24 protein-coding genes are annotated in these 25,588 nt (G+C 65.2%); 21 read left to right on the forward strand and 3 right to left on the reverse strand.

Translation table 11 applies throughout. The features are described from left to right. The first annotated feature begins 16 nt into the window (after nucleotides 1-16). The 8 genes from AC1DW9_RS07930 (at nucleotide 17) to AC1DW9_RS07965 (ending at nucleotide 8,847) form a co-directional block, all read left to right on the forward strand. On the forward strand, nucleotides 17-958 hold the full coding sequence (locus AC1DW9_RS07930; protein WP_441492110.1) for an ABC transporter permease: 942 nt from the start codon (nucleotides 17-19) through the stop codon (nucleotides 956-958). A 5-nt stretch (nucleotides 959-963) separates the two neighbouring features. Continuing rightward, complete coding sequence (locus AC1DW9_RS07935) at nucleotides 964-1,833, forward strand: ABC transporter permease (RefSeq protein WP_441492109.1); 870 nt, start codon at nucleotides 964-966, stop codon at nucleotides 1,831-1,833. Beyond that, complete coding sequence (locus AC1DW9_RS07940) at nucleotides 1,830-2,648, forward strand: ABC transporter ATP-binding protein (RefSeq protein ID WP_441492108.1); 819 nt, start codon at nucleotides 1,830-1,832, stop codon at nucleotides 2,646-2,648. Before AC1DW9_RS07935 ends, AC1DW9_RS07940 begins: the two co-directional genes overlap by 4 nt. After that, a complete protein-coding gene (locus tag AC1DW9_RS07945; RefSeq protein WP_476775288.1) occupies nucleotides 2,645-3,679 on the forward strand; it encodes an ABC transporter ATP-binding protein in 1,035 nt (344 codons plus the stop codon). The genes AC1DW9_RS07940 and AC1DW9_RS07945 overlap by 4 nt, the downstream gene beginning before the upstream one ends. A gap of 191 nt (nucleotides 3,680-3,870) precedes the next feature. After that, nucleotides 3,871-5,379, forward strand: coding sequence for a M81 family metallopeptidase (locus tag AC1DW9_RS07950; protein ID WP_476775289.1), 1,509 nt, complete (start codon nucleotides 3,871-3,873; stop codon nucleotides 5,377-5,379). Nucleotides 5,380-5,412: 33 nt separating this feature from the next. Continuing rightward, complete coding sequence (locus AC1DW9_RS07955) at nucleotides 5,413-6,954, forward strand: ABC transporter substrate-binding protein (RefSeq protein ID WP_476775290.1); 1,542 nt, start codon at nucleotides 5,413-5,415, stop codon at nucleotides 6,952-6,954. 79 nt (nucleotides 6,955-7,033) lie between these two features. After that, complete coding sequence (locus AC1DW9_RS07960; RefSeq protein WP_476855063.1) at nucleotides 7,034-7,903, forward strand: ABC transporter permease; 870 nt, start codon at nucleotides 7,034-7,036, stop codon at nucleotides 7,901-7,903. Further along, nucleotides 7,900-8,847 carry an ABC transporter permease gene (locus tag AC1DW9_RS07965; protein ID WP_476775292.1) on the forward strand — a complete coding sequence of 316 codons (948 nt, stop codon included), beginning with the start codon at nucleotides 7,900-7,902 and terminating at the stop codon, nucleotides 8,845-8,847. The genes AC1DW9_RS07960 and AC1DW9_RS07965 overlap by 4 nt, the downstream gene beginning before the upstream one ends. Before the next feature lie 65 nt (nucleotides 8,848-8,912). On the opposite strand, the gene AC1DW9_RS07970 is transcribed toward AC1DW9_RS07965, so the two are convergent. Then, complete coding sequence (locus AC1DW9_RS07970) at nucleotides 8,913-9,704, reverse strand: IclR family transcriptional regulator (protein ID WP_441492102.1); 792 nt, start codon at nucleotides 9,702-9,704, stop codon at nucleotides 8,913-8,915. 135 nt (nucleotides 9,705-9,839) lie between these two features. Between AC1DW9_RS07970 and AC1DW9_RS07975 the strand changes: the two genes are divergently transcribed. Continuing rightward, nucleotides 9,840-11,153 (forward strand): aspartate aminotransferase family protein, encoded by a 1,314-nt coding sequence (locus AC1DW9_RS07975; protein WP_476775293.1) that lies wholly within the window; start codon nucleotides 9,840-9,842, stop codon nucleotides 11,151-11,153. Nucleotides 11,154-11,426: 273 nt separating this feature from the next. On the opposite strand, the gene AC1DW9_RS07980 is transcribed toward AC1DW9_RS07975, so the two are convergent. Beyond that, nucleotides 11,427-12,590, reverse strand: coding sequence for an MFS transporter (locus AC1DW9_RS07980; protein ID WP_441504500.1), 1,164 nt, complete (start codon nucleotides 12,588-12,590; stop codon nucleotides 11,427-11,429). 503 nt (nucleotides 12,591-13,093) lie between these two features. Here AC1DW9_RS07980 and AC1DW9_RS07985 point away from each other — a divergent pair. From AC1DW9_RS07985 to AC1DW9_RS08040, 12 genes are all read left to right on the forward strand, one after another. After that, entirely contained in the window at nucleotides 13,094-14,005 is a 912-nt protein-coding gene (locus AC1DW9_RS07985) for a LysR substrate-binding domain-containing protein (RefSeq protein WP_476775294.1), read from the forward strand. Nucleotides 14,006-14,187: 182 nt separating this feature from the next. Continuing rightward, nucleotides 14,188-15,174, forward strand: a complete 987-nt coding sequence (locus AC1DW9_RS07990) for a Bug family tripartite tricarboxylate transporter substrate binding protein (RefSeq protein ID WP_476855064.1) — start codon at nucleotides 14,188-14,190, stop codon at nucleotides 15,172-15,174. Nucleotides 15,175-15,177: 3 nt separating this feature from the next. After that, nucleotides 15,178-16,293, forward strand: a complete 1,116-nt coding sequence (locus AC1DW9_RS07995) for a 4-oxalomesaconate tautomerase (RefSeq protein WP_476775296.1) — start codon at nucleotides 15,178-15,180, stop codon at nucleotides 16,291-16,293. Nucleotides 16,294-16,319: 26 nt separating this feature from the next. Further along, nucleotides 16,320-17,045, forward strand: coding sequence for a PIG-L deacetylase family protein (locus AC1DW9_RS08000; RefSeq protein ID WP_476775297.1), 726 nt, complete (start codon nucleotides 16,320-16,322; stop codon nucleotides 17,043-17,045). After that, nucleotides 17,042-17,725 (forward strand): 4-carboxy-4-hydroxy-2-oxoadipate aldolase/oxaloacetate decarboxylase, encoded by a 684-nt coding sequence (locus AC1DW9_RS08005; protein ID WP_113516179.1) that lies wholly within the window; start codon nucleotides 17,042-17,044, stop codon nucleotides 17,723-17,725. Before AC1DW9_RS08000 ends, AC1DW9_RS08005 begins: the two co-directional genes overlap by 4 nt. Nucleotides 17,726-17,770: 45 nt before the next feature. Then, nucleotides 17,771-18,946, forward strand: a complete 1,176-nt coding sequence (locus AC1DW9_RS08010) for an ABC transporter substrate-binding protein (protein WP_476775298.1) — start codon at nucleotides 17,771-17,773, stop codon at nucleotides 18,944-18,946. A gap of 27 nt (nucleotides 18,947-18,973) precedes the next feature. Beyond that, nucleotides 18,974-19,831 (forward strand): branched-chain amino acid ABC transporter permease, encoded by an 858-nt coding sequence (locus AC1DW9_RS08015; RefSeq protein ID WP_476775299.1) that lies wholly within the window; start codon nucleotides 18,974-18,976, stop codon nucleotides 19,829-19,831. Beyond that, nucleotides 19,828-20,829, forward strand: a complete 1,002-nt coding sequence (locus AC1DW9_RS08020; protein ID WP_476775300.1) for a branched-chain amino acid ABC transporter permease — start codon at nucleotides 19,828-19,830, stop codon at nucleotides 20,827-20,829. Before AC1DW9_RS08015 ends, AC1DW9_RS08020 begins: the two co-directional genes overlap by 4 nt. After that, nucleotides 20,826-21,578, forward strand: coding sequence for an ABC transporter ATP-binding protein (locus AC1DW9_RS08025; protein ID WP_441504243.1), 753 nt, complete (start codon nucleotides 20,826-20,828; stop codon nucleotides 21,576-21,578). Before AC1DW9_RS08020 ends, AC1DW9_RS08025 begins: the two co-directional genes overlap by 4 nt. Beyond that, complete coding sequence (locus AC1DW9_RS08030; RefSeq protein WP_441504244.1) at nucleotides 21,571-22,281, forward strand: ABC transporter ATP-binding protein; 711 nt, start codon at nucleotides 21,571-21,573, stop codon at nucleotides 22,279-22,281. Before AC1DW9_RS08025 ends, AC1DW9_RS08030 begins: the two co-directional genes overlap by 8 nt. 27 nt (nucleotides 22,282-22,308) lie before the next feature. Beyond that, nucleotides 22,309-23,415, forward strand: a complete 1,107-nt coding sequence (locus tag AC1DW9_RS08035; RefSeq protein WP_441504245.1) for a 5-methyltetrahydropteroyltriglutamate--homocysteine S-methyltransferase — start codon at nucleotides 22,309-22,311, stop codon at nucleotides 23,413-23,415. After that, on the forward strand, nucleotides 23,412-24,368 hold the full coding sequence (locus AC1DW9_RS08040) for a VOC family protein (RefSeq protein WP_441504246.1): 957 nt from the start codon (nucleotides 23,412-23,414) through the stop codon (nucleotides 24,366-24,368). The genes AC1DW9_RS08035 and AC1DW9_RS08040 overlap by 4 nt, the downstream gene beginning before the upstream one ends. A gap of 100 nt (nucleotides 24,369-24,468) precedes the next feature. Here AC1DW9_RS08040 and AC1DW9_RS08045 read toward each other — a convergent pair whose 3' ends face one another. Beyond that, complete coding sequence (locus AC1DW9_RS08045) at nucleotides 24,469-25,557, reverse strand: DUF2218 domain-containing protein (RefSeq protein WP_476775301.1); 1,089 nt, start codon at nucleotides 25,555-25,557, stop codon at nucleotides 24,469-24,471. Between the last annotated feature and the right edge of the window lie 31 nt (nucleotides 25,558-25,588).

The following is a 25,588-nucleotide window of genomic DNA, read 5'->3' on the forward strand; positions in this document are numbered from 1 at the left end:
CATTGGGCGCCGGCCGATGACGCGCTTTGTCTTTGGCCGCCTCGCCTGGATGCTGGTCATCCTGCTGGCGGTCTCCTTCATTGCCTTCGCGATGATGCGGGCTTTGCCAGGCGATTTTGCCATTGCCGCAGCGGGCTCACAGAGCGTCGCACCGGAGGTTCTGGCGACGATCCGGCAGGAACTCGGGCTCGATCGGCCGCTGCTGGCGCAGTACGGGGTCTGGCTCGGGCATGCCCTCCTCGGTGATCTCGGCACGTCCTTCGTGACGCGCCAGCCGGTTCGGCCGGAATTGCTCGATCGGCTTGCGGTGACCTTCCAGCTGACGCTGGTTGCCGCGATCATCTCGATGCTGATGGGGGTAGCGACCGGGCTGGCAGCGGCGCGGATGCGTGGCGCGATCGACTGGATCGTGCGGCTCTACAATGGCGTTATGCTGGCCGTGCCGAATTATGTGGTCGCGACGCTGATCGTGCTGCTCTTCGGCCTCTATTTCCCGCAGATCTCGATCTTCGGCTACACGCCGTTTCTCGAGGATCCGCTCGCCAATATCGGTAGCCTGCTGTTGCCGGCGCTCGCCCTGGCGCTGGCGGTCTCGGTCACGATTTCCGAGAACACCCGCGCTGCCGTCCTCGAGGTGGCCAACCAGGATTTCGTCATGGTCGCTCGCGCGAAAGGGCTTCCTCCGGGCAGGATCCTCCGCGACTACCTCGTCCGCAACGCCTTGACGCCGGTCATCACCGCAACCGGTCTCAAGATCGCAGCCCTGCTTGGCGGCAGCATCCTGGTCGAGACCATCTTCGCCATTCCCGGAATGGGCCAATATCTCTTCGATTCCATCAATAGCCGCGACTATCCGGTGATCCAGGCTATCGTCCTGACGGCATCGGCCATCGTGGTCGTGGTCAATACGATGATCGACATCGCCTATGCCCGGGTCGACGCGCGGGTGAAGCTGTGAGGGCCGTGTCGCAGGAGGGAGTTCAGGAGCAGGCCCTTGGCGCGCGCGCGGTCAAGCCAGTGCGGATCACGCAAGGCGGCCTGCTGCTGGGGATCGGGCTGGCAATGCTGGCCACGATGTTGATCGTCACGATCTTCGCGCCCTTCCTCGTGCCGTTCGATCCGTCCGCGACCTCGCCCGACTCCCTTGCCGGAGCCAGCGCGCGCCACTGGCTCGGCACGGACTCGATCGGTCGCGACGTCCTCAGCCGGCTGATCGTCGGTGGCCGCACGACCCTGCTGATCACGATCACGGCCGTCTTCATCGCCCTCGTCGGAGGTCTCGTCCTCGGGTTGCTCTCCGGCTATCTGGGCGGCCTGGTCGATGACGTGATCATGCGCGTCCTGGATGTGGTTTTCGCCTTCCCGGTGCTCCTTCTCGCGATTGCGGTCGTTGCGGCGCTTGGACCGACCATTCCCAATCTGATCCTCACCATCGCCATCGTGTACACGCCGGCAATGGCCAGAGTGGTGCGCGCGCCCGTGCTCAGCGTGAAGCAATGGGACCATGTCGAAGCGGCGCGCAGCATCGGCATGAGCGAATTGCGGCTGGTTCTCCGCCATATCCTGCCGCTCGTCGTCTCGCCGATCCTCGTCGCGACCAGCCTGACCCTGTCTCAGACGATCTTCACGGTCACGGCCCTGTCCTTCCTCGGGCTCGGGCCGCCGCCGCCGGACCCGAACTGGGGTGGCATGCTGTCCGAAGCGCGGCAATTCATGGAGCTGGCACCGCTGACCGTGATCGGCCCCGCCGCCGCGATCGTGTTCGCGACGCTGACCTTTATCGTCCTGGCCAATGGGCTGCGCGACGTGCTCGATGTCGGGAGCGTGCGATGACCCGCACCGACCCGCTCCTCAGCGTCCGCAACCTGACCGCCAGCGTCACGACGCGCCGGGAGGTCATCCAGGCCGTACGCGGCATCTCCTTCGATATCGCTGCCGATGAAGCGGTCGGTTTCGTCGGCGAATCCGGCTGCGGCAAGAGCGTCACGGCCAAGGCGCTGATGCGGCTCACTCCCGAAGGCACCTCTGTCGCGCTTGGCGGCGAGGTCAGCTTCATGGGGCAGGACATCCTGGCGAAGAGCGAAGTCGATATGCGGGCTTTGCGCGGGCGGCGCATCGCCATGGTCTTCCAGGATCCGATGACGTCGCTCAATCCGGTCCTGAGCATCGCCGCGCAAATGACCGACATGCTGCGCCACCACACCGGGCTGTCCGGCAAGGCGGCACGCGAACGCTGCATCGAACTGCTCGATCAGGTCGGGATACCTGATGCGGCGCGGCGCCTGGACGATCATCCGCACCAGTTCTCAGGCGGGATGCGCCAGCGCGTCATGATCGCGATGGCCATCTCCTGCGAGCCGGACCTGCTGATCGCCGATGAGCCGACGACGGCGCTCGACGTCACCGTGCAAGCGCAGATCCTGCGCTTGCTCCTGCGGCTGAAGGAGGAGCGCGGCATGGCGTTGATGCTGATCACCCATGATTTCGGCGTCGTGGCCGGCATGGTCGACCGGGTCAATGTGATGTACCGCGGCGAGATCGTCGAAGCCGGAGCGATCGAGAGGGTCTTCGCCGCGCCGCAGCACGCCTATACGCGCGCCCTGCTCGATGCCGTGCCGCGTCTCCAGAGCACCGGGCCGACGCGATGACCGCTCATGATCCCGCCGCACTCGCCGAGGCGCTGCCGCGGCCACTGCTTCAGGTCCGCGATCTGTCGGTGCGCTTTCCCGGCAGGGGCGACGGCAAGCCGCTGAAGGCGGTCGATCGTGTCTCCTTCGATATCGGACCCGGCCAGACGCTCGGGCTCGTCGGCCAGTCCGGGTCGGGCAAGACCACGACCGGCCGGGCGATCCTGCAGCTGCAGAAGACATATTCGGGCTCGGTGAAACTGCTCGGCGAGGAATTGACTACGATGCCGGCCGCACGATTGCGGCAGATGCGGCGCCATATGCAGTTCGTGCTGCAGAATCCGTATTCGAGCTTGCACCCGCGCATGACGATCGGACAGATCCTGCGCGAGCCGCTCCAGGTGCATCGCTCGGTGCCTCCTGCCCGGCTGCAGGACCGTGTCGCTGAGCTTCTGGACCTGGTCAGCCTCGACCCGGGCATGATGCAGCGCTACCCGCACGAATTTTCCGGCGGGCAGCGCCAGCGCGTCGTCATCGCCCGGGCCCTGGCGGTCAGCCCGGATTTCATCGTCTGCGACGAGCCGGTCTCGGCGCTCGACGTCCGCACCCAGGCGCAGATCGTGGACCTGTTGCAGTCACTTCAGGCGAAGCTCGGCCTGTCCTATCTGTTCATCGCGCATGATCTCGCGATCGTTCGCGAAGTCGCCCATCACGTAGCGGTCATGTATCGCGGCCGGGTCGTCGAAATGGGCAGCGCGGCTCAAGTCTATGACAGCCCCGCCCATCCCTATACGCGCGTATTGCTGGATGCAGTGCCGGTGCCCGATCCCGTCCGCCAGCGCGAACGGCTCCGGCGGCCGCCGCCGGATCTGCGCTTTCTCGAAGGCAATGGCGGCGACTGTGTCCACGGCGACGATCACGCGAGCAGCAACACTGCGGAGTGGCACGAAGTCGCGGCAGGTCACGGCGTCTCGTGCCGCTATTGGCCGCGCCGAGAAGCGCTGTCTCGTGAGCCAGGCGAGGTCGGGAATACAGGTTTGCCGGTCCTGTGAAGATCGGAGCGGTTTCTTCTTGCGAAACAGGGAATCCTTGACCCGAAATAGCGCCGTCAGTACGTTTTTCCCATGTTTTCGCGCATTGCGACAGGTTCAACCGGCGTGAGCGCTCAATAACGAGGTGTGCGACCCATTGAGATCGCCTTGCCGTTGCGGCTGGCGAGCCGTCGTTTTCCGGGAGGAATTCTGTGCGCCTGGCCCTGATTCACATTGTGCAGGAAACGAACGACTTCAATCCTGTACCGACCACGCTTGCGGATTTCGAGGCATTCGGCCTGTATGAGGGGGCCGAGATCGCGCGTCAGTTCGGCGAGATCGGGCAGATCGGCGGTCACTATGCAGCGGTGGCTGAATCCGGCCTTGCGGTCGAGACGATCCCGATCATCAGGGCCTGGAGCGTCGCCGGCGGCCGGATCACGCGCGCGGCGTTCGACTTCTTCCAGGACAAGATCCGGACCGGGCTCGCGGCTGTCGGCCCGATCGACGGACTCGTCCTGCAACTCCACGGCGCTGCTGCTGCCGAGGATATCGACGATGTCGAAGGCGAGCAGGCCGAGCTCTGCCGTTCGATCCTCGGATCCGAGGTCCCGATCCTGCTTGGCCTCGATCACCACGCCAACATCACCCGCAAGATCATGGCCAATTGCACGGCGATCGTCGGGCATCGTACGCAGCCGCATGACGTCTTCGATACCGGCAAAATCGGGACGGCTCTGTTGCTCAAGATTCTCGCGGAGAAGCGGCGGCCGGTGATGGCCTGGCGCAAGATTCCGCTGCTGTCGCATCAAGAGCAGTTCCTGACGTCGAAGGGGCCGATGAAGCGCTGGTTCGATCGGGCCCGCGAGCTGGAGGCCGACGAGCGCGTGCTGCAGGCATCGAACTATCCGATGCAGCCCTGGCTCGATGTCGCCGAGGGCGGCTGGTCGACGATCGTCGTCACGGATGGCGACCCGTCCCTGGCCGAGACTCTGGCGGATGAGCTCGCCGACCTCGCCTGGTCGATGCGCGATGATTTCCAGGTCCGCGAGGCGCTCTCGGTCGACGAGGCCGTGCGCAAGGCCGACGCTGCCGAGCGCGGCATGGTCGTGCTCAGCGACACCGGCGATACCGTCTTCGGTGGCTCCGCCGGCGACAGCAACCTGATCCTGGAATCCATCCTCAGGCTCGGCATCGGCAGCCGCGCGCTGATCCCGCTGATTTCGCCGCAGGCCGTCGCGACGCTGGTCGCGGCCGGCGAGGGTGCACGGGTGACGCTGCCGCTGGGCGGCGATGCGGCGCCGGCCTTCTTTACGCCGCTCGAGGTCACCGGCACGGTCCAGCGTATCGGGGGTGGGCCCGTGCCGCTGATCTACAACCACCAGAACGAGGTCGATATGGGCCGGGTCGTCGTTTTCGACGTCGGGCCCGTGACGCTCCTGATCAGCGAGTTGCGCGGTGTCGCTGGCAATGTGCCGGGCGTCTACGAAGCTTTCGGCGTCGATCTCGCGGACTACAAGATGGCTGTCCTCAAGACGGCGTCGAATTTCCAGTATTTCGCGCCGATCTCCTCGCAGGTCATTCGTGCCGACACGCGCGGGCCCGGGCAGTCGGACGTCTTCACCTTGCCCTGGGCGCGGATTCCGCGCCCCGTCTATCCACTTGAAACAATAAGCGACTGGCGGGCGCATTCGACCCAGCCTGGCGCGGGGACGAGCTGACACGAAGACCAACCAAAAAGGGGAGTGTGCCGGATGACCACCGTATCGCGACGTCAATTCTGCATGGGGGGCATCGCCCTGGCTGCAGCAGCTCCCCTGGCGATGTCACTCCCAGCCATCGCTCAGCAACTGAAGGGCGGCACCTTGCGTGTCGCCGTGCTGAGCGAACTCGCCAATTACGATCCGCAGCAGCTCTCGACCGTCAATTTCCACGTCATCAAGAACCTCTATGACAGCCTGATCGAATACACGCCCGAGGGAAAGCCGGAGCCGAGCCTGGCGACCGAGTGGACGATCGCGCCTGACAAGACCTCGGTCAGCGTGAAGCTGCGGGATGGCGTGACCTTCCATAGCGGCACTCCGTTCAAGGCCGATTCCGTATTGGCGACGCTGCAGAAGGGAGCCGATCCCAAGCGCGGCAAGAACGTCTTTTCCACGATGTCGATCGTCAAGGACTGGTCGGCGCCCGATGACCGGACCGTGGTGATCAACTTCAAGGCTCCGGTTCCGGAACGGCAGATCCTCGACCTGCTGCAGTTCCTGATCCCGATCGAGGCAAAGGGCATCGATACGGTCGAGACGGTTCCGGCCGGCACCGGCCCCTTCACCCTGGTGAGCCGCGCAGTCGGGCAGGGCTTGCGCCTCAAGGCCAATCCGAACTACTGGCGCGAGAAGCAGCCGATCGTGCAGGATCTCGTCTTCACTGTGTTCAGCGAGGATGCGGCGGCGAGCGCGGCGCTCGAGTCGGGCGCCGTCGACATCATCTATAACGGCTCCTCGCGGAGTGCCGTCCGCCTCAAGAGTGCTGGCTACCAGGTCTTTTCCGGACCCGGCAAGCTCGTGCAGGTCTTCCGCATCAACTCGACGCGTGGCCCATTCCGCAACAAATCCTACCGCCAGGCCTTCAACCACCTGATGGATCGCGCGGGCATCCTACGCGTCGGCTATGCCGGCATGGGCGAGGTCGTCGCGCAGCCCTGGGCGCCGGCAAGCCCGGCCTTCGACGCCAGCTTCACCAAGGCCTACGCCTACGATCTCGACAAGGCGAAGGCCTTGCTTGCGGCATCCGGCCTCTCGGCGGCCGAGATGAAAGACTGGAAGATGCTGGTCAATGGCAGCGACGAGGCCTCGGTCCAGATCAGCCAGATCGTACAGGCCTCGCTGGGCAAGGCCGGGATCCCGATCGAGCTCGATATCCGCCAGGGGGCCGAATTCGTCAGTGCGCTGCTGGGCGGCGATTTCGCCGCGGTCTTCGGTGCAGTCGGGAATGTCCAGAAGTTCCCGTCGCGCGTGACGACGAACTCGATCTATCGGACCTCCCAGAACCCAATCCTCAAGGACCCGCACCCGCATCCGGCCTATGTCGCGGCGATTGCCAAGGTCGATGGCGCCGCGGGGGGGGCGGCCGAGGTCAAGGCATCTTATGACAACCTGAACAAGGTGCTGGTGGACGAGGCCTTCGCCATACCGACCAATTCCTATGAGGTCGGCCTGATCGTCGCCTCCGACAAGGTTGGCGGGGTGACACTCGAGATCGACAACCTCCTCGTCGCGCGGACGATCGGGTTCAAGTAATGCGGAGCGGTGAGGCGGGACGCCGTCGCCGGGACGCGGTCGCGGCGTCACGCAGCCATCGGTTGCGCGGCGTCCCGCGATGAGCGCGACCTCAGGATCGACCCTGTACGTGCTGCGCCGGCTTTCTGCCCGCCGCAGCACGTCGTTGAGTTTCGCCTTCCTGTTGCTGGTGGCACTGGCGGCGGTGTTTGCCGATCTGCTCCCGCTCGACCCGCTGACGCAGAACCTGGCGGACTCGCTGATGCAGCCATCGGCTTCCGCCTGGTTTGGTACCGACGAGCTTGGGCGGGATATCCTGGCACGCGTGGTCTATGGCGCGCGAACGTCGCTCGTCACCGCCTTCGGTGCCGTCGTTATCGCAGCGCTGATCGGGGTGCCGATCGGGCTCGTCGCCGGCTTTTTCGGTGATTGGCGCGATTCTGTGCTGATGCGCTGCATCGATGTCTTGCTGGCGCTGCCGAACATCCTGTTCGCCATGGYGCTGATCGCCGTCCTCGGTCGCAGCCAGGCGGCGGCCCTGGTCGCTGTCGGCATTGCGGGGATACCGAATTTCGCGCGGATCGCGCGGGCGCAGGTCATGGCTCTGCGCCAGCTCGATTTCGTCACGGCGGTGCGCAGCTTCGGCGGCGGCTCGTCCTACATCATGTTCCGCACCATCCTGCCCAACGCGCTGAGCCCGCTCGTCGTGCAGGCGATCGTACTCGCCTCGGTCGCGATCCTGCTGGAGGCCGCGCTCGCCTTTCTCGGCGTCGGCGTGCCGCCGCCGACGCCGAGCTGGGGCGAAATGCTGCGAACGGGGAAATCCTATCTGCACGAGGCGCCGACCTACGCCGTGCTGCCCGGTCTCGTGCTGACGCTGACGATCCTCTCCTTCGATACGATTGGCCGTGCCCTGACCGCGCTGCTCGACAGGCATGATCCCGGTGCGCCGGAGCGCAGGGGGCGATGACGAGCTATCTGCTGCGCCGCCTGTTTCAGATGCTGCCGGTGCTCTTTCTCGCATCCTTCGCGATCTTCGCGATGATCTACGCGGTGCCGGGCGGCCCCGTGGCGGTGCTCGTTGGCGAGAACGCCTCGCCGGAGGAGATTGCGGCTACCATCGCGCGCTATGGCCTCGATCGACCGATGCTGATCCAGTATCTCGACTGGCTCGGCCAGGCCGTGCGCGGCGATTTCGGCCTCTCGCTCCACAGCCGCCAGCCCGTCCTGGCGTTGATCGGGGAGAGGCTGCCAGCAACGCTGCAACTGGCGGTCGCCGCGATCCTGGTGGCGTTGGCCGTCGGCATACCCGTCGCAATTGCCAGCGCCGTGCGCCCCAATTCCTGGCTCGACCGCCTGCTGAGCGGGTGGAGCGCGCTGGCGCTGGGTGTTCCGACCTTCTGGCTCGGCATCCTGCTGATCCTGCTCTTCGCCGTGGAGCTCCGCTGGCTGCCGTCCGCCTCGCGCTACGTGCCGTTCTGGGAGGCGCCGGTGGATGCGCTACGCAGTCTCATGCTGCCGGCGCTGACACTGGGCATCTATGTCTCCGGCATCTTTGCAAGGTTCCTGCGCGCGTCGCTCATCGGCGAAGCGAAGCAGGATTATGTCCGCACGGCGCGGGCCAAGGGTTTGCCGGAAAGCCGCGTCGTCGGCCTCCACATCATGCGCAACGCGCTGCTGCCCTTCGTCACGATCGTCGGCTTGATGATGGCGAATTTTATCGGCGGTGCGGTGGTGACGGAAGCGGTCTTCACCTATCCGGGGCTCGGACGTCTGGTCATCCAGGCGATCAGCACCCGCGACTACCCGCTGATCCAGGGCTGCATCATGGTGATCCTGGTCGGCTATATGCTGGTCAACCTGATCATCGACCTGCTCTATGCGTGGATCGATCCACGCATCGAATATCATTGACACCGCTCCGCAGCGCGAGGTCCCGCACGGGCCTGCATGTGCAGGGCTCGCGCCGGCCATGCCTGTCAGGCGGAAACGATGGGGTCCTGCGAGCCGAGATGGCTCGAGATATGCGCGGCGACCTCGCGCAGCCGCATTCCCGCCTTCGCGGCGAGTGGCCGCGGCATTCGCATCAACGGCGCCGAGATACTGAGGGCAGCCACCGGGTAATGATTGTCGTCGAAGATCGGCACGCCGACGCACATCGCCCCGTCTTCGTTCTCGCCGATTTCCGTCGCGTAACCGAGCTTTGCGACCTGTCGAAGCTGGCGCTCGATCTCTTCGCGCTCGAGCAGCGTGCGTCCGGTTCGCTCGGTCAAGGGCAGGTCGAGCTGGCGCAGCTTTTCCGCTTCGGGGAGGAAGGCCAGGATCGCCTTGCCCAGCGCGGTGGAATGCATCGGATGGCTGTCGCCGATCCGCGCCTGCATGCGCAGCGAGCGATTGGCCTCGATGAGGTCGATATAGACGATCGTGCCGTTGCCCTTCACCGCGAGATTCACGGTTTCATTGAACTCGTTCATCAGTTCGACCATCGCCGGGCGTGCGAGTTGACGGATCTTGCTGAAGCTCGCATCGGCACGCGCGATCGAGCGCAGCAGCGGCCCGAGATTGTATTTGTCGGTCTCGCGGTTGTGGCTGACGAAACCGGCTTCCGTCAGCGTTTGCAGGTAGCGGAAGGTCGTCGTCTTCGGAATCCGCAGCTCACGTCCGACGGTCGTGAGCGCGATCTCGTGACCATGGCGCGCGACGAATTCCAGCACCTTGAGCGCCTTCATCACGGGCTGCACGACGTAAGGGTTGCCCGATTTCTTCGGCATGGTCGCCCCGCATCCTCGCTGTCGCGAGACTTCGCATAGCGGGTCCCTCTGAATTCCGCAAGACGAAACCCCTGTTCCTTTACATGGGATGAGGGCTCTGGTCTGCTTAAAATACCGGCGGTGGAGAACAGGCACGTGCGAGCGAACGGAAGCGGACCAGCAGCAACACTGCGTTTTGAGGAATCGGCGCGGCAGATCGCTGCGAATGCGCGCTACATCGCTGGCGGCGTGAACAGCAACTTCAGACTAGGCATGGCGCCGGGCCCACTCGTCTTCGAGCGAGGCGAAGGGGCCTATCTCATCGATGTCGATGGCAACCGCATCATCGATTATTACTGCGGAATGGGGGCAACGGTGCTCGGCCACACCCCGGCCAGGGTCATCGAGGCGGTGCAGCGCCAGGCGGAGCGTGGCATCCTGTTTGCCGGCCAGGCACCGATCGAGCACGAGGCGGCGAAGCTGATCTGCGAGCGCGTTCCCAGTGCCGAGCGGCTTCGCTTCGGTTCCTCGGGCTCCGAGGTGGCGCAGGCCGCGATCCGCCTCGCCCGTGCGGCGACGGGGCGGCGCACCATCGTCAAGTTCGAAGGGCATTATCACGGCTGGTTCGACAACGTCCTGTGGTCAACGGCGCCGGGTCTCAATGCGGCTGGTCCGAGCGACGCGCCCACGCCCGTCGCCGGGAGCCGGGGGCAGGACCCCAGCGCGGGCGACGGTCTGTCGATCCTCGGCTGGAATGACCTCGCTGCTCTCGAGACTCGCCTTGCCCGCGGCGACGTCGCGGCGGTGATGATGGAGCCGGCCATGTGCAACCAGGGCGCCATCGCGCCGCTACCGGGCTATCTGGAAGGTGCGCTCGCGGCTTGTCGCGCCCATGGCGCCCTGCTGATCTTCGACGAGGTGATCACCGGCTTCCGCCTCGGCCGCGGTGGTGCCCAGGAGCGCTTCGGCGTCACGCCGGACCTGACGATCCTGGCGAAGGCGATTGCCAACGGTTTTCCCGTCGCAGCGATCGCGGGGCGGGGCGAGCTGATCGATATGTTCGCGGATGGTGTGCTCCATGGCGGCACCTTCAATGCGCAGCCGATCGCGATGGCGGCGATGGTCGCGACGCAGCAGGGGCTGACGCCGGAGCATTACGAGCGCAGCTCGGCTCACGGCCAGCGCCTTCAGGACGGTATCCGTGAGATCCTGGCTCAGGCGGGCATCAAGGCGCAGGTCGCGGGCTTTCCGCTGATGTTCCACATTGCGTTCGGGCTGGACGCGCCGGCCCGCAACTACCGGGAGGTCGCGGCCTCCGACAAGGCGGCCTATAGCCGTTTCGCGCTCGCGCTGTTGAAACGCGGCGTTCGCGTGCTGGAGCGTGGTGCCTGGTTCGTCTCGTCGGAGCACGATGCGGCAATCGTCGAGGCCACATTGGAAGCAGTGCGCGGATCCGTGCGCGAGATCTGATCGGACGGATACCCCTGGGACACCCAGGTCGCCCTGGGCATTCCTTCCTTTGCAGTAATCACGAGCGGGCGGCCGGTTCGCACCGTCCGCTCGTTCTCGGGAGCAGCTGATTTGGTTCTCTTGGGACGGAATGGCCGGCCAAGCGAGCCTGAAGACCCTTTGCCGCCGCTGGCACTTCGTTTCCTGAGCCTGAGACGCAAGCCCGGTGCCGGCAGGTGAGCCATGGCTGCGGATTTCCTTGCTTCCGCAGTGTTGGAATGAGCACGCGCCTCCTCAAGCGGGGCGTTTGAACTGTCTCCCAAGAGCGAACAAGCCGAATGCCGCCAGCTGGCCAGCGACGAGCAGGAAAGGCCATTCAAAGCTTCCTGTGCGGCTGGCGACAATGGCAAACACCAACGGCCCGCATATCGAGCCGACGAAGCCGAACAGGCTTGCGCCCGACGTTACGTCGCCAATCAGAGTGGGCGGCGCGACCCGCGCAAGTTCGGCCATGTGGACACCGTTCCACCCCATCGAGGTGGCTCCGACCAGTGCCATGCAGCCATAGACCATCCAGGGACTGGCGGTTGTCGAAGAGACAAGCAGCATGATCGCGGAGCCTGCGCCCAAGGCCAGAAGCGAGAGAAGCAGGAGCCCGCCGCCCATGCGATCCGCCAGCCATCCGAAGAAGATGCGCGCGACCGTGCTCGCTGCAAGCAAGACGGCGATGTAGTGGCCGGCCTGCGCCAGGGTCTTTCCGTGCTGCGTGACCATGTAGGTTGCCGTGAAGGCCGTGATGCTGGCCTGCGTTATGGAAAACGACACACCCAGCGCGGTGAGCATCGGCAAGGACGGGTGCGAGTTCAGAACCCGGGCCGATCGGCTGAGCGAAGACGGCGAGAGGAACAGCCGGGCCCAGGCCCGGTTCCGTGGGCCCTTCTCGGCATCAAGACTTCTTTGAAAGGGCTGAACCAGCACGATGCAGAGAAGGATGATCGCGACAATCGTCCAGACCGCACCGACGAAGCCGAGCCCCAGGACCAGAGGCGCGACAACGAGACCGGCTATCGTGCCGCCCAGAGGCACGCCCGCCTGCTTGATCGAAAACACAAGTGTGCGGTGCCTGGGCGGCGCCGTGCGCATCAGCAACTGGCTGCCAGCTGGCGTATTGGGCGCCAGGCCCAGGCCCACAAGGAGCGCACCGACAAGGCCGACGAGGCCGAAGGACTGCGACAGGAGCAGGAGACCCACCGCGACGAAGATCAGGCCGAGCTGCAAGGCTCGGATCGGGCCGTGATGATCGAGCATCGGGCCGCCGCACGCCAGGAACCAGCATATGCCGACCGAAACGACCGCCGAAACATAGCCGATGCTTTCTGGCGTCATGCCCCAGCGTTGCGTCAGAATCGGACCCAGGAGAGGAATCGCCGCGGCGGCAAATGAGCTGATGACTTGCACAAGGAGAGTCGCGCTCAAGGCGCTCGCCCATACCGGCAGCTTCAAGGCAGATCTCCCGTCGCGTCGCCGCTCGTCATTCCCCCTCCAGCTCCAGCACGAGCATGCAGGGATTGCGGCGTTGAACTGGTCTTCCGGCAATGTCGGCGACCGGTCGAGGCCGTTTCCCGGCTATGGGGGCTGCAGCAGAAGCATGCGGTTCGCCGGGCCGCAGCCTTTCGTGGTTGTCCTCCAAATCCGGAGAACCGGACCAACAGTCGGCTTCTTCCTTCTGCCGTACGGCCGACATGGGTGATCCGGCGAAAATGGAGCCATTGCTTTGGAGGCTGTTGTCAGCGGTCACCGCTCCCGGCGATGCTGGAGCCGTGCCGGTCTTTCGATTCTGCCGATCTGAACTCGCCTCTGCCGGCGTAGGTCGACGAGTCTGATGCCGGTTCACTGCGCATGGTTGATGCGACCCTGAGGTCGTGCTGACGTCGATTGGACCGGGTTGGAGGATCTTGCGGGTGAGGGTCGACGTTCTGGGCCTGCAGGCCTTCGTCAGTATCGCCGAGCGGGGCAGTTTTCATGCCGCGGCCTCGCATCTTAATCTCTCCCAGACCGCGCTGAGCCATCGGATCCGGAAGCTCGAGGAATCCCTCGGAACGACGCTGCTCTTGCGCACCACGCGCCAGGTCTCGTTGACCCCGGCGGGGTCGGCGCTCCTGCCGCGCGCCCGCAAGATCTTTGAAGAGCTTGGTGCGGCCATCGATGAGGCGCGGGTCGATGCCGCGGATGCCGAGGAAGAGGTTGCGGTCGGCTGTCTGCCAACCATCGCGGTCCACTGCATGCCGTCGGTGATCGCAGAGTTCGCCAGAGGATACCCGGCAGTGCGCGTCCGGGTGCACGATAACTCGGCTTCGGAGATCGCCGACAAGGTGCAGTCGGGCCAGGCCGAGTTTGGCGTGACCATCGTCGCCGCCAATCGCTGGGACCTCGAGCTCAAACCGGTGGTCAAGGAGCCGTTCGTGCTGGTCAGTCACCGCAGCATGCCGCTCGCGCGATCGGAGTCGCTGACCTGGGCGCAGTTGCAGGGGCTGCCGCTCGTGCGGATCAGTGCCGAGACCGGAAACCGCGTCCTGATCGACGATGCGCTGGGTGCGCGGCGCGAGGCCCTGACCTGGCGCTACGAGGTCCAGCGCGTCATTACCGCAGTGAGTCTGGTCCGTTCCGCGATCGGGTACGCGATCGTGCCGCAGCTCGCGCTCGACTCTGTCGATGCCGGCGAATTGGTTGCGATCCCGCTGCGTTCACCGAGCATCAGCCGCACTCTCGGCATCGTCACCCGCAAGAATATGCTGCTGCGGCCGGCGGCGCGCGACCTCCTGGCGCTGGTCAGCGAGGCGCTGAGAAACAGTGTCTCGGATAAAGATGCATGAAAGTAATCAATCGCTGCATTCTTCTCATTTGATGGCAGAATAGCTTGGGGTCAGGGTCCTCGCGGGACAAGGAAACGCACAAGCAAGGGACGACCCATGCCTGGCTCCAAAGCAGCGACGATCGCGTTCATCGGATTTGGCGAGGCGGCCGGGTACGGCGCGCGGCAAGGGCGTGGCGCGTGATGAACATCGACCGCCGATCACTCCTTGCCGGGCTGGGTCTGGCCGGCCTCGGGCACGCGGCGCGTGCGCAGGTCCAGCCGGCGTGGCCGACGCAGATCATTCGGCTCGTGGTGCCGTTCACCCCTGGCGGCAGCACCGACCTCCTCGCGCGTCTGATTGCCAACCGATTGGAACGCACGATCCCCGGCAAGGGCTTCGTCATCGAGAACCGCCCCGGCGCCGGCGGCATGATCGCGGCGAGCCAGGTCGCGAAGTCCGATCCGGATGGCCATACGTTGATGATGGGGCATATCGGCACGCTTGCCTTCAACCCGGCGCTCTATCCCAACGTACCCTATGATCCGGTCAAGGACTTCCAGCCGGTGGCCCTGGTCGCCATGGTGCCGAACATCCTCGTCATCAATCCCAGCCTGCCGGCGAACTCGTTTCAGGAGTTCGTGGCCTATGCCAAGGCCAATCCGGGCAAGCTGAACTACAGCTCCGGCGGACAAGGCAGCGCGGCGCATATTGCCGGTGCCTATCTCGCGCATCGGGCCGGTTTCGAGGCGATTCATGTGCCCTATCGCGGCACCGCACCGTCGGTGACGGATCTCGTCGCCGGTTCCGTGCAATTCACGCTGACTGGCGGTCCGGCGGTTCTGCCGCTCGCCGCAGCGGGCCAGTTGCGAGCGCTCGGCGTCGCCAGCTCCGAGCGCACCTCTTTTGCCCCTCAGCTCCCGACCATCGCCGAAAGCGGGCTGCCGGGTTTCGAAGCCGTGCAGTGGTATGGCATCGTTGCCCCCGCGCACACGCCGGCCGCAATTGTCGAGCGCCTCAACCGCGAGATCAACGCGCTGCTCGACCAGCCCGAATTTGTCGCGGCGCTCGATCGCGACGGCGCGATCGCACGCCGCGAGACGCCGGAAGGCTTCGGGCGGCTGATCGCCTCGGAGGGGACGCTGTGGCGCGATATCATCACACGTGCCAGCATCACGAGCGGAGGCTGAGCGATGTCGCAGATTGCCGTGCCATGCATGCTGATCCGGGGCGGTACGTCGAAGGGCGCCTATTTCCTCGCCGAGGATCTGCCGGTTGGTACGGGCGCGCGTGACGCGTTCCTGCTCGCGGTGATGGGCTCGCCCGACAAGCGTCAGGTCGACGGGCTTGGTGGGGCTCACCCGTTGACGAGCAAGGTCGCGATCGTTTCGCGCTCGAGCGAGCCAGGCTGCGACGTGGATTTCCTGTTTGCGCAGGTCGGCATCGAGACCGCGTCGGTCGACACCACGCCGAATTGCGGCAACATCCTTGCCGGTATCGGCCCCTTCGCGCTGGCGCGGGGCCTCGTTCGAACAGAGGGCGCCAGCACGACGGTGCGGGTCCGGACGCTGAACACCGGCACCATCGCCGATCTCGCGATGCGGACCGACGCCGGTCAGGCAGGCGTCGAGGGCGATGCCCGCATCGATGGGGTGCCCGGAACCTCCGCACCCATCGACATCAGCTTCCTCGGCACGGAAGGCTCCGTCTGTGGCGCGCTGTTGCCGACGGGAAATCCGGTCGACATCATCGACGGTGTCGAATGTACCCTGATCGATAACGGCATGCCGGTCATCGTTCTCCGGGCGGTCGATGTTGGACGCACGGGCCACGAAACCCGCGAAGCGCTGCAAGAGGATACGGAGCTGAAGCAGCGCATCGAGCGCATACGCCTCGCGGCCGGACCTCTGATGAATCTCGGCGATGTGGCAAGGATGGTGGTCCCGAAGATCGCCCTTGTCGCGCGGCCCGTTGCAGGATCGATCGCGACGCGCAGCTTCATCCCGCATGAGTGCCACGCTTCGATCGGTGTCTTTGCCGCGGTGACGGTGGCGACAGCCGCAGCCCTGCCGGGGTCGCCGGCAGCTTCGGTCGCCGCGATGCCTACCGGTCGCGAACGCGCGATTTCCGTCGAACATCCGACCGGGGAATTCACGGTGAAGCTCACCGTGGGTGGCACGCCGGAGCGCCCCGTCATCGAGCGCGCCGGCCTGCTGCGCACCGCGCGCATTCTGATGGATGGCCAGGCCTACGTGCCACCGCATGCGCTCGCGCGCAGCGGCGACGAAGCACGTCGCGCCCCCGAATAGGACCGAGAAGAGAGGACTACAGCTCAATGGCGAGCCTGCAGAAGACGGGTCTGGTGATCACCGCCCACCCCGGCGATTTCGTCTGGCGTGCGGGCGGCGCCATCGCCTTGCATGCGAAGCAGGGCATGCGCCTGAAGATCCTGTGCCTGGCCTATGGCGAGCGCGGCGAAAGCCAGTTCGCCTGGAAGCAGGCGGGTGTGCGGGTGGAGGACGTCAAGGCGCAGCGTCGCGACGAAGCCGAGCGCGCCGCCGCGGTCCTCGGGGCCGAGATCGAATTCATGGATGCCGGCGACTATCCGCTGCGCACGACAGGGCCGATGCTCGACCGGGCGATCGACCTCTTCCATGAGCTCAATCCCAGCTTCGTGCTGACCCACGCGCTCGAAGACCCCTACAATGTCGACCATCCCGAAGCAGCACGCTTCGCGCAGGAAGCGCGGATCATCGCGCAGGCCGCCGGCCATAAGCCGGACCCCGCACGCCCCTATGCCGCACCTCCTGTCTTCCTGTTCGAGCCTCACCAGCCCGAACAGTGCAATTTCAAACCGAACCTGATCCTCAACATCGACGACGTCTGGGAGACGAAGCGCAAGGCCTTCGAAATCCTGGCCGCGCAGAAGCATCTCTGGGAGTATTACACCCGAGTGGCGCTCAACCGCGGCATGCAGGGTGGGCGCAACTCCGGCAAGGCGATGACTTACGGTGAGGCCTACCAGCGCCTGTTCCCCGAAGCCCTGGAGTCCCTGGCATGACCGGCGTCGTCGTCCGCACGAAGAAACGGGCTGCAAGCGCCGATATGGCGGCATTCCAGGAACTTGGCGTCTCGACCACCCATGAGGCCATGGGCCGGACGGGCCTGATGAAGCCCTATATGCGCCCGATCTATGCCGGCGCCTCGATCGCCGGTGGGGCCGTCACCGTCCTCGCCCAACCCGGCGACAACTGGATGATCCATGTCGCGATCGAGCAGGTCATGCCCGGCGACATACTTGTGGTCGCCTGCACGGCAGACAACACTGACGGCATGTTCGGCGACCTTCTCGCGACCTCTCTCAGGGCGCGCGGCGGCATCGGCCTCGTCATCGATGCCGGGGTGCGTGATGTGCGCATCCTGACGGAGATGGGGTTCCCGGTGTGGTCGCGCGCGATCTCGGCCAAGGGGACCGTCAAGGCGACGCTCGGATCGGTGAACGTGCCGGTGGTCTGTGCCGGTGCGATGATCAATCCTGGCGACGTGATCGTCGCCGACGATGATGGCGTGGTGGTGGTTCCACGGCTCGAAGCGGAGAGGGTTGCCGCCGCGGCGCGGGCGCGGGAAGCGAATGAAGATGAGAAGCGCCGCCGGCTCTCCGCCGGCGAGCTCGGGCTCGATATGTATGGAATGCGCGATGGGCTCGCGAAAGCCGGGCTCGTCTATCGCGACGACAACTAAAAGGCGGCTCGGAAACAAGAGCCAGACCCAGGGAGGGGTATCACGATGACATTCCGCAGGACGGTTCTGAAGGCCTTCATGGCAGGTGCGCTCGCGGCGACACTGGGCTCCACGGCGCAGGCCCAGGAGGTGGTCAAGGTCGGGCTGATCCTGCCGATGACTGGCCCCTTCGCATCGACGGGACGCCAGATCGAAGCGGCCGTGAAGCTCTTCCTGGCTCAGAACGGCGCGACGCATGGCGGAAAGCGCCTGGAGGTCATTCTCAAGGACGATACCGGCAACGCCGATGCGACGCGCCGGATCGCACAGGAACTCGTGGTCAACGACAAGGTGGCGGTTCTGGCTGGCTTCGGCCTGACGCCGCTCGCCATGGCGACGGCCCCGATCGCGACCCAGGCCAAGATCCCGCAGATCGTGATGGCGGCTGCGACGGCATCGATCACCGAGGCCTCGCCCTTCATCGTGCGCACCTCGTTCACCCTGCCGCAGGCGTCCGAGCCGATGGCGGACTGGGCCTGGTCTAACGGCATCAAGCGCGTCTTTACCGTCGTGACCGATTACGGCCCCGGGATCGACGCCGAGACCTCCTTTGCCAACAAATTCAAGGCCGCCGGCCGCACGGTCGAAAGCGTGCGCGTGCCGTTGCGCAACCCGGATTTCGCGCCGTTCCTGCAACGCGTCTCCGAGGCAAAGCCCGATGCCCTGTTCGTGTTCGTTCCGTCGGGCATTGGCGCACAGTTCATGAAGCAGTTCGTCGAGCGCGGCCTCGACAAGGCCGGCGTCAAGCTGATCGGCCCAGGCGACGTGGTCGATGACGATATCCTCAACGGCATGGGGGACGTCGCGATCGGCGCCATCACCACGCATCATTATTCGGCCAAGCACGACAGTGCAGCCAACCAGGCCTTCGTGAAGGCGTTCGAGGCCGCCAATCCAGGCGTGCGTCCGAACTTCATGGCCGTCGGCGGATATGACGGCATGCGGTTGATCGCCGAGGCGCTCAAGGCGACAAATGGCGACGCCAGCGGCGAAAAGCTCATCGCGGCGATGAAGGGCGCGTCCTGGGAGAGCCCGCGCGGACCGATCACGATCGATCCGGCGACGCGCGACATCATCCAGAACATCTATGTCCGCCGCACCGAGAAGGTCGGTTCCGACCTGTTCAACGTCGAGTTTGCCACGATCCCGCAGGTCAAGGATCCCGTGAAGGCGCGCAAATAGGCGGTCTGACGCGGCCGGACCGACGCCATGCTCACCATCCTGTTCGATGGCATCGCTTATGGGATGGTGCTGTTCGTCCTCGCTTGCGGGCTTTCCGTGACGATGGGATTGATGAATTTCGTCAATCTCGCCCATGGCGCCTTCGCCATGCTCGGCGGCTATGTGACCGTGCTGCTGATGCAGCGGCTGGGCCTGCCGTTCCTGGCTTCACTTCCGGCCGCCTTCCTTGCCGCTGCGCTGGCGGGGATCGTGCTCGAGCGGCTCGTCTATCGACCGATGTATGCCAAGAGCCATCTCGATCAGGTGATGTTCTCGATCGGTCTCGTCTTCATGGCGGTTGCGGGCACCGACTGGCTGCTCGGCTCGAGCCAGCAGATCATCCAGCTGCCGCCCTGGCTTCAGGGGCGTTTCTACGTGCTCGGTATCGGCATCGGCTATTACCGTCTGTTCGTGATCGGGATCTGCGGGCTGCTTGCGGTCTCCCTGCAATGGGGCTTTGCAAAAACACGTTTCGGCAGCCGGCTGCGGGCCGCCGTGGACGATGCCCGCGTCGCGCGTGGCCTGGGCATTCCTGTGAACCGGTTGTTCGCCCTGACCTTTGCGCTCGGTTCCGGACTGGCGGGGCTCGGCGGCGCGCTCGGGATCGAGCTCATGGGGCTCGATCCGACCTTCCCGCTGAAATTCATGATCTACTTCCTGATCGTCGTCACGGTCGGCGGCACCTCGACGATCACCGGCCCCTTCCTCGCGGCCATGCTGCTCGGCGTTGCCGATGTGATGGGCAAATATCTGGTCCCGCAGGCCGGAGCCTTCATCATCTACGCGCTGATGGTCATCCTGCTGCTGCTTCGCCCCGAGGGCCTGTTCGCGAGGGCTCGCACATGAGCGGGACGGTTCTCGAACAGCGCGTCAGGCACTCGCTGCACCGCGCCCGGCGCTGGCACCCAGGCGAACTGGCATTCTGGCTCTTCGCCGCAGCGTCCTTCGTGCTGTTTCCAACGCGCTTTCTGATCCTCAACGAGATCGCGATCCTTGCCCTGTTCGCCCTCTCGCTCGATCTGATCCTCGGCTATGCCGGGATCGTATCGCTGGGGCACGCCGCCTTCCTGGGGATGGGGGCTTATTCGGCCGGGCTGTTGGCCAAGTATGTCACGGCCGATCCACTGGCCGGCCTGGCATTCGGCATGGCGACATCCGCGCTGCTCGGGCTGCTCACCAGTCCGCTCGTCCTGCGCGGCACGGATCTGACCCGCCTCATGATCACGCTCGGCGTGGCATTGATCCTCTACGAGGTTGCAAACTCGCTGGCATGGCTCACCGGTGGCGCCGACGGCCTGCAGGGCATCACGATGGCGCCGGTCATCGGGACGTTCGATTTCGATATCTTCGGCCGCACGGCCTACCTCTATTCGCTGTCGGTGCTGTTCATCCTGTTCCTGATCGCGCGGCGCATCGTGAATTCGCCGTTCGGCTTGTCCCTTCGCGGCATCCGCGACAATCAACTGCGCGCCGCCGCATCCGGCGTGCCTGTCCCTTGGCGCCTTGCGGCCATCTATGCCTTGTCGGCGGCCTATGCCGGGGCTGCGGGCGCATTGCTCGCCCAAACCACGCAATTCGTCTCCCTGGACGTGTTCGACTTCCACCGTTCAGCCGACCTGATGCTGGTGCTGATCATCGGCGGGGCCGGCTATCTCTATGGCGGCCTGATCGGTGCGATCGCGTTTAAGTTCCTGCAGGACGCCATCGCGACCTTCACCCCGCAATACTGGATGTTCTGGATCGGGCTTTTCCTCGTCCTCTTCGTCCTTGGTGGTCGTGAACTGATCCATGGCGCGATCAAGGCGCTGGCCGCGCGGTTTCCGAAACGTGGGGCCTCGTCGTGAGCGCCGTCCTGCAGACCTTCGATCTCGTCAAGACCTTCGGCGGCATCACTGCGACCGACGACGTGACGTTCTCGCTGGAAAAGGGCGCGCGCCACGCGCTGATCGGCCCGAACGGCGCGGGCAAGACGACCTTCGTCAATCTGCTCACAGGGGTTCTGCGGCCGACATCGGGGCGTGTGAGCCTGATGGGGCAGGACATTACCGGCCTGTCGCGAGAGGCGCGGGTCAAGCGCGGTGTCGCCCGAACCTTCCAGATCAATCAGCTCTTCGGCACAATGACGCCGCTCGAGATGATCTCTCTCGTCACCGCAGAGCGGCTCGGCCGGGGCATGCGGCTTTTCCAAAGGCTCGACGCCGATGACGAGGCCATCGCCGAGACGGCCGATATCCTCGCCCGCTTCAAGCTCGAGGACATCATGGATCAGCGCATCGCGACATTGCCCTATGGCAAGCAGCGCCAGATCGAGATCGCCGCGGCCTTTGCGGCCAGGCCGAGCGTGCTCCTGCTCGACGAGCCCGCCGCCGGCGTTCCCGAAGCCGAGAGGCGCGAATTGCTGGAGACGGTCGCAGCATTGCCGGACGATGTCTCGGTGCTGCTGATCGAACACGACATGGACATCATCTTCCGGTTCGCGACCCGGATCACCGTTCTCGTCAATGGCCGCGTGCTGACGGAAGGCGAACCTGCGGTGGTCGCGCGCGACCCCGCCGTCAAGCAGGCCTATCTCGGCGAGGCCGCCCATGTCTGAGCTCCTGCGGATCGAAGGCCTGAACGCCGGCTACGGCGACGCTCTCGTTCTGTTCGATGTCGCGCTCTCGCTCGACGAGGGGCGCTCGCTCGCCTTGCTGGGCCGCAACGGCGTCGGCAAGACGACGCTGGTCAACACGATCATCGGCGTGACGCGTCGGCGAGCCGGGCGGATCACGCTTGCCGATGTCGACATCTCCACGGCTACGCCCGAGCAGCGTGCCCATGCCGGCATCGGCTGGGTGCCGCAGGAGCGCAACATCTTCAAGTCGCTGACCGTTGTCGAGAACCTGACTGCGGTTGCGCGCCCCGGCCCATGGACGACGGAACGCGTCTTCCGGATGTTTCCGCGCCTCGCCGAACGCAAGAGCAATCTTGGCAACCAGCTCTCCGGCGGCGAACAGCAGATGCTGGCCATTGGCCGCGCCCTGATGCTCAATCCCAGGCTGCTGCTTCTGGACGAACCGACCGAGGGGCTGGCGCCGATCATCGTCGAGGAACTGCTCGCGGCATTGAAGACGCTGTTCCGGGACGAAGGGCTGGCAGCCATCGTCATCGAACAGCATGCCAGGACAATTCTGGAGCTGACCGACACCGCGATCGTGCTGGAGCGCGGTCGTGTCGTGCTTGCCGACGACAGTGCCGCGCTGCTGCGCGAACCGGCGCGGCTGGAGCGCCATCTCGGCCTCAGCGCCGCTGCCTAGAAGACCATGATCAGGGAAGGAAACCGCATGCCCCTCCGACACAAGCCGCCGTTCCGAGCCGATATGGTTGGAAGCCTGTTGCGCAGCGCACGCGTCAAGGACGCGCGCGCCAAGCTCGTGACCGGCGAAATCTCCGCCGCCGATCTGACGGCGATCGAGGATGCCGAGATCAGGGCGCTGGTGAAGAAGCAGGAGGAGGTGGGGCTCCAGGCGGTCACGGACGGCGAGTTCCGCCGCGCCTTCTGGCATTTCGATTTCCTGGAGAATCTCTCCGGCGTGCAGGGATACGACTCGGATTCAGGCATCCAGTTCAAGGGCGTCGCGACCAAGGCCCGCGGCCTTCGCGTGACCGGCAAACTCGATTTCCCCGACGACCACCCGCATCTCGCCCATTTCAGGTTTCTTGCCTCCGTCACCGATCGCGTGCCGAAAATGACGATCCCGAGCCCGAGCATGCTGCACTATCGCGGCGGCCGGAAAGCCGTCGATATCTCCGCCTATTTCAGGATGGAGGATTACTACACCGATCTCGGCAAGGCCTACGCCAAGGCGGTGAAGGCCTTTTACGACGCCGGCTGCCGCTACCTGCAGCTCGACGATACCAGCCTCTCCTATTTCTGCGATCCCGAGCAGCGCCAGATGCTGGTCGATCGTGGCGATGACCCCGACAAGCTGATCCATATCTATCGCGACGTCATCAACACGGCGACGGCGGCCAAGCCGGCGGACATGACGATCACCACTCATACCTGCCGCGGCAACTTCAAATCGACCTTCATCGCCTCCGGCGGCTATGAGCCCGTCGCCGACATGGTCTTCAACCAGATCAATGTCGACGGCTATTTCATGGAATGGGACGATGACCGCTCCGGCGGCTTCGAGCCGCTGCGCTTCCTGCCGAAGGGCAAGCAGGTCGTGCTGGGCCTCGTCACCTCGAAGTTCGGCAGCGTCGAGAGCAAGGACAACCTGAAGCGGCGGATCGAGCAGGCCTCGGCCTTCGCGCCCCTGGATCAGCTCTGCCTCTCGCCCCAATGCGGCTTCGCCTCCACCGAAGAGGGCAATGTGCTGGCGGAGGACGAGCAATGGGCCAAGCTGGCGCGCATCGTCGAGGTGGCGCAGGAGGTGTGGGGATGAGCCAGGAACCCTGTTTCGATATCGCTCATCTCGCCCATGTCGAGCTGTTCACGAACAAGCCGGAGGCCAGCCTCGACTTCTTCGTCAATATCCTCGGGCTGACCGAGAGCGGACGGGAGGGCGACAGCGTCTATCTGCGCGCCTGGGACGACTATGAGTTCCACACGCTGAAACTCACGGCCTCGACCACGACGGGGGTCGGCCATATCGGCTATCGGGCGACAAGCGAGACTGGCCTGATGCGCCGGGTCAACGCGATCGAGGCCATGGGGGCCGGCATCGGCTGGAACGACGGCGATCTCGGCCATGGCAAGGCCTACCGGTTCCGCGATCCCGACAATCATGTGTTCGAGATCTATTTCGACACCCAAAAATACGCGGCGCCGCCGCACGAACGGCCTGCGCTGAAGAACCAGGCGCAACGCAATCACGGTCGCGGCTGTGCTGTACGCCGTCTCGACCATCTCAATCTGCTGGCGCAGGACGTCGCGGTGATCCGCGATTTCATGCCGAAGGCCCTGGGCAGCCGCATCACGGAACAGATCGTGCTCGATTCCGGCGAGGTTGGCGGCTGCTGGTTCACCGTCAACAACAAGAGCTACGACATCGCCTATACGCGCGACCACACCGCGGCTCTCGGGCGCTTCCACCACCTCACCTATGCGGCCGACCAGCGCGAACACATTCTCGAAGCCGCCGACATCTTTCTCGAGAACGGCATTCACATCGAGACCGGGCCCCATAAGCACGCGGTTCAGCAGACCTTTTTTCTCTATGTCTACGAGCCCGCCGGCAATCGCATCGAGATCGCCAATGCCGGCGCACGCCTCATTCTCGATCCGGACTGGCAGACGGTGACGTGGACCGAAACCGAGCGGAAGAAGGGGCAGGCGTGGGGGCTGAAGACGATCGAGAGCTTCCACACGCACGGTACCCCGCCGGCCGCCGGATGAGCGGAGAAGGCGGCCGCGAGAGTTCGATCACCCGCTGGCGGCCCGAGCCCCGTCGCGCCCCGAAACGGAGGGCGGTCAGGCCCGGCGTAGTGCCGCAAATTCAGTCGGCTTGCCGGTCTTCGCTGATGCCGCGACGCCAATAGCTGACGATCAGATGATGATCGCGCTCGGGCCGCAGACGCTTGCGGGCGGCCATGCGAAGGGCCTTGAAGCCGGCATGTTCGAGCGCGGCCCAGAGATAGACGGTCGCCTCGTCCGAAGGCCACAGGACAGCGTCAAAGGCGTCCTGGAGCAGTGTCGTGGTGCCGGCCTCGGCGCCCTGGCGATGCAGCCAGCGAATCTCCACACCGGCGGGGCAGACCAGGGCCTGCTCTTCACCGGCATCGGTGACTTCGATGAAAGCGAGGCCCCGTGCCGTTAGTGGCAGGTGGGCGAGCATGCGACCGATCGCAGGCAGCGCGGTCTCGTCGCCCATGAACAGATACCAGTCGGCCTCGCGCAAGCCACGTCCGCCGGGGCCTGCCATGCCGATGCGATCGCCCGGCCGGGCCCGCGCCGCGAAGGCTGCGCCGGGACCGGCATCCTCGTGCAGCACGAAATCGAGCGCGACCGTTCCCGCGACCGTATCGATCTCTCGGATCGTGTATTTGCGCACCGCCGGCGCCTTGTTTGCTTCCGGCAGACGCAAGATCCCATCCTCTCCGAATGTCGGCCATTCCGGCTCGGCCAGATCAGGCGGCGGCAGGAACAACCTGACATGCAGTGCCTCCAGGCTGTCGAACCTGGCAAGGTCGTCGCCCTGGAAGCTGATCCGGCGCATATGCGGCGAGATATCCCGAACGCCAGTCACAGTCAGGATGCGAAAACTCGATGGGATCGCCACGCCGCTGCCCGCTCCCGTCCAGGCGATCAGGGGAACGGCCTCGCCGCGCGGCGCAAACTCGATGACATGGCTCGCGATCGCCTGTTTGGCGCCCTGCAGGCTCGCCAAATCGGGGGCCTCGGCGCGCACGACGAGATGCCCGTCGCTGGACTGCAGCCGGCCGCGATAGCTGCCCAGCGCAATGATCGTCGCGCCCTCCTCCTGTGTGATCTCAGCCCCATGCTCGACGAGATGTTCGCAGAGCGGAGCGATGACGGCGTCCGGATCGGCCAGAGCGATCCGCGCGTGGGCAACGAGAGCGGTCATGGCAGGGTAACCTCGCGGGCAGCGGCGGGGG

The sequence above is a fragment of the Allobosea sp. P4_E12 genome, assembly GCF_056401655.1.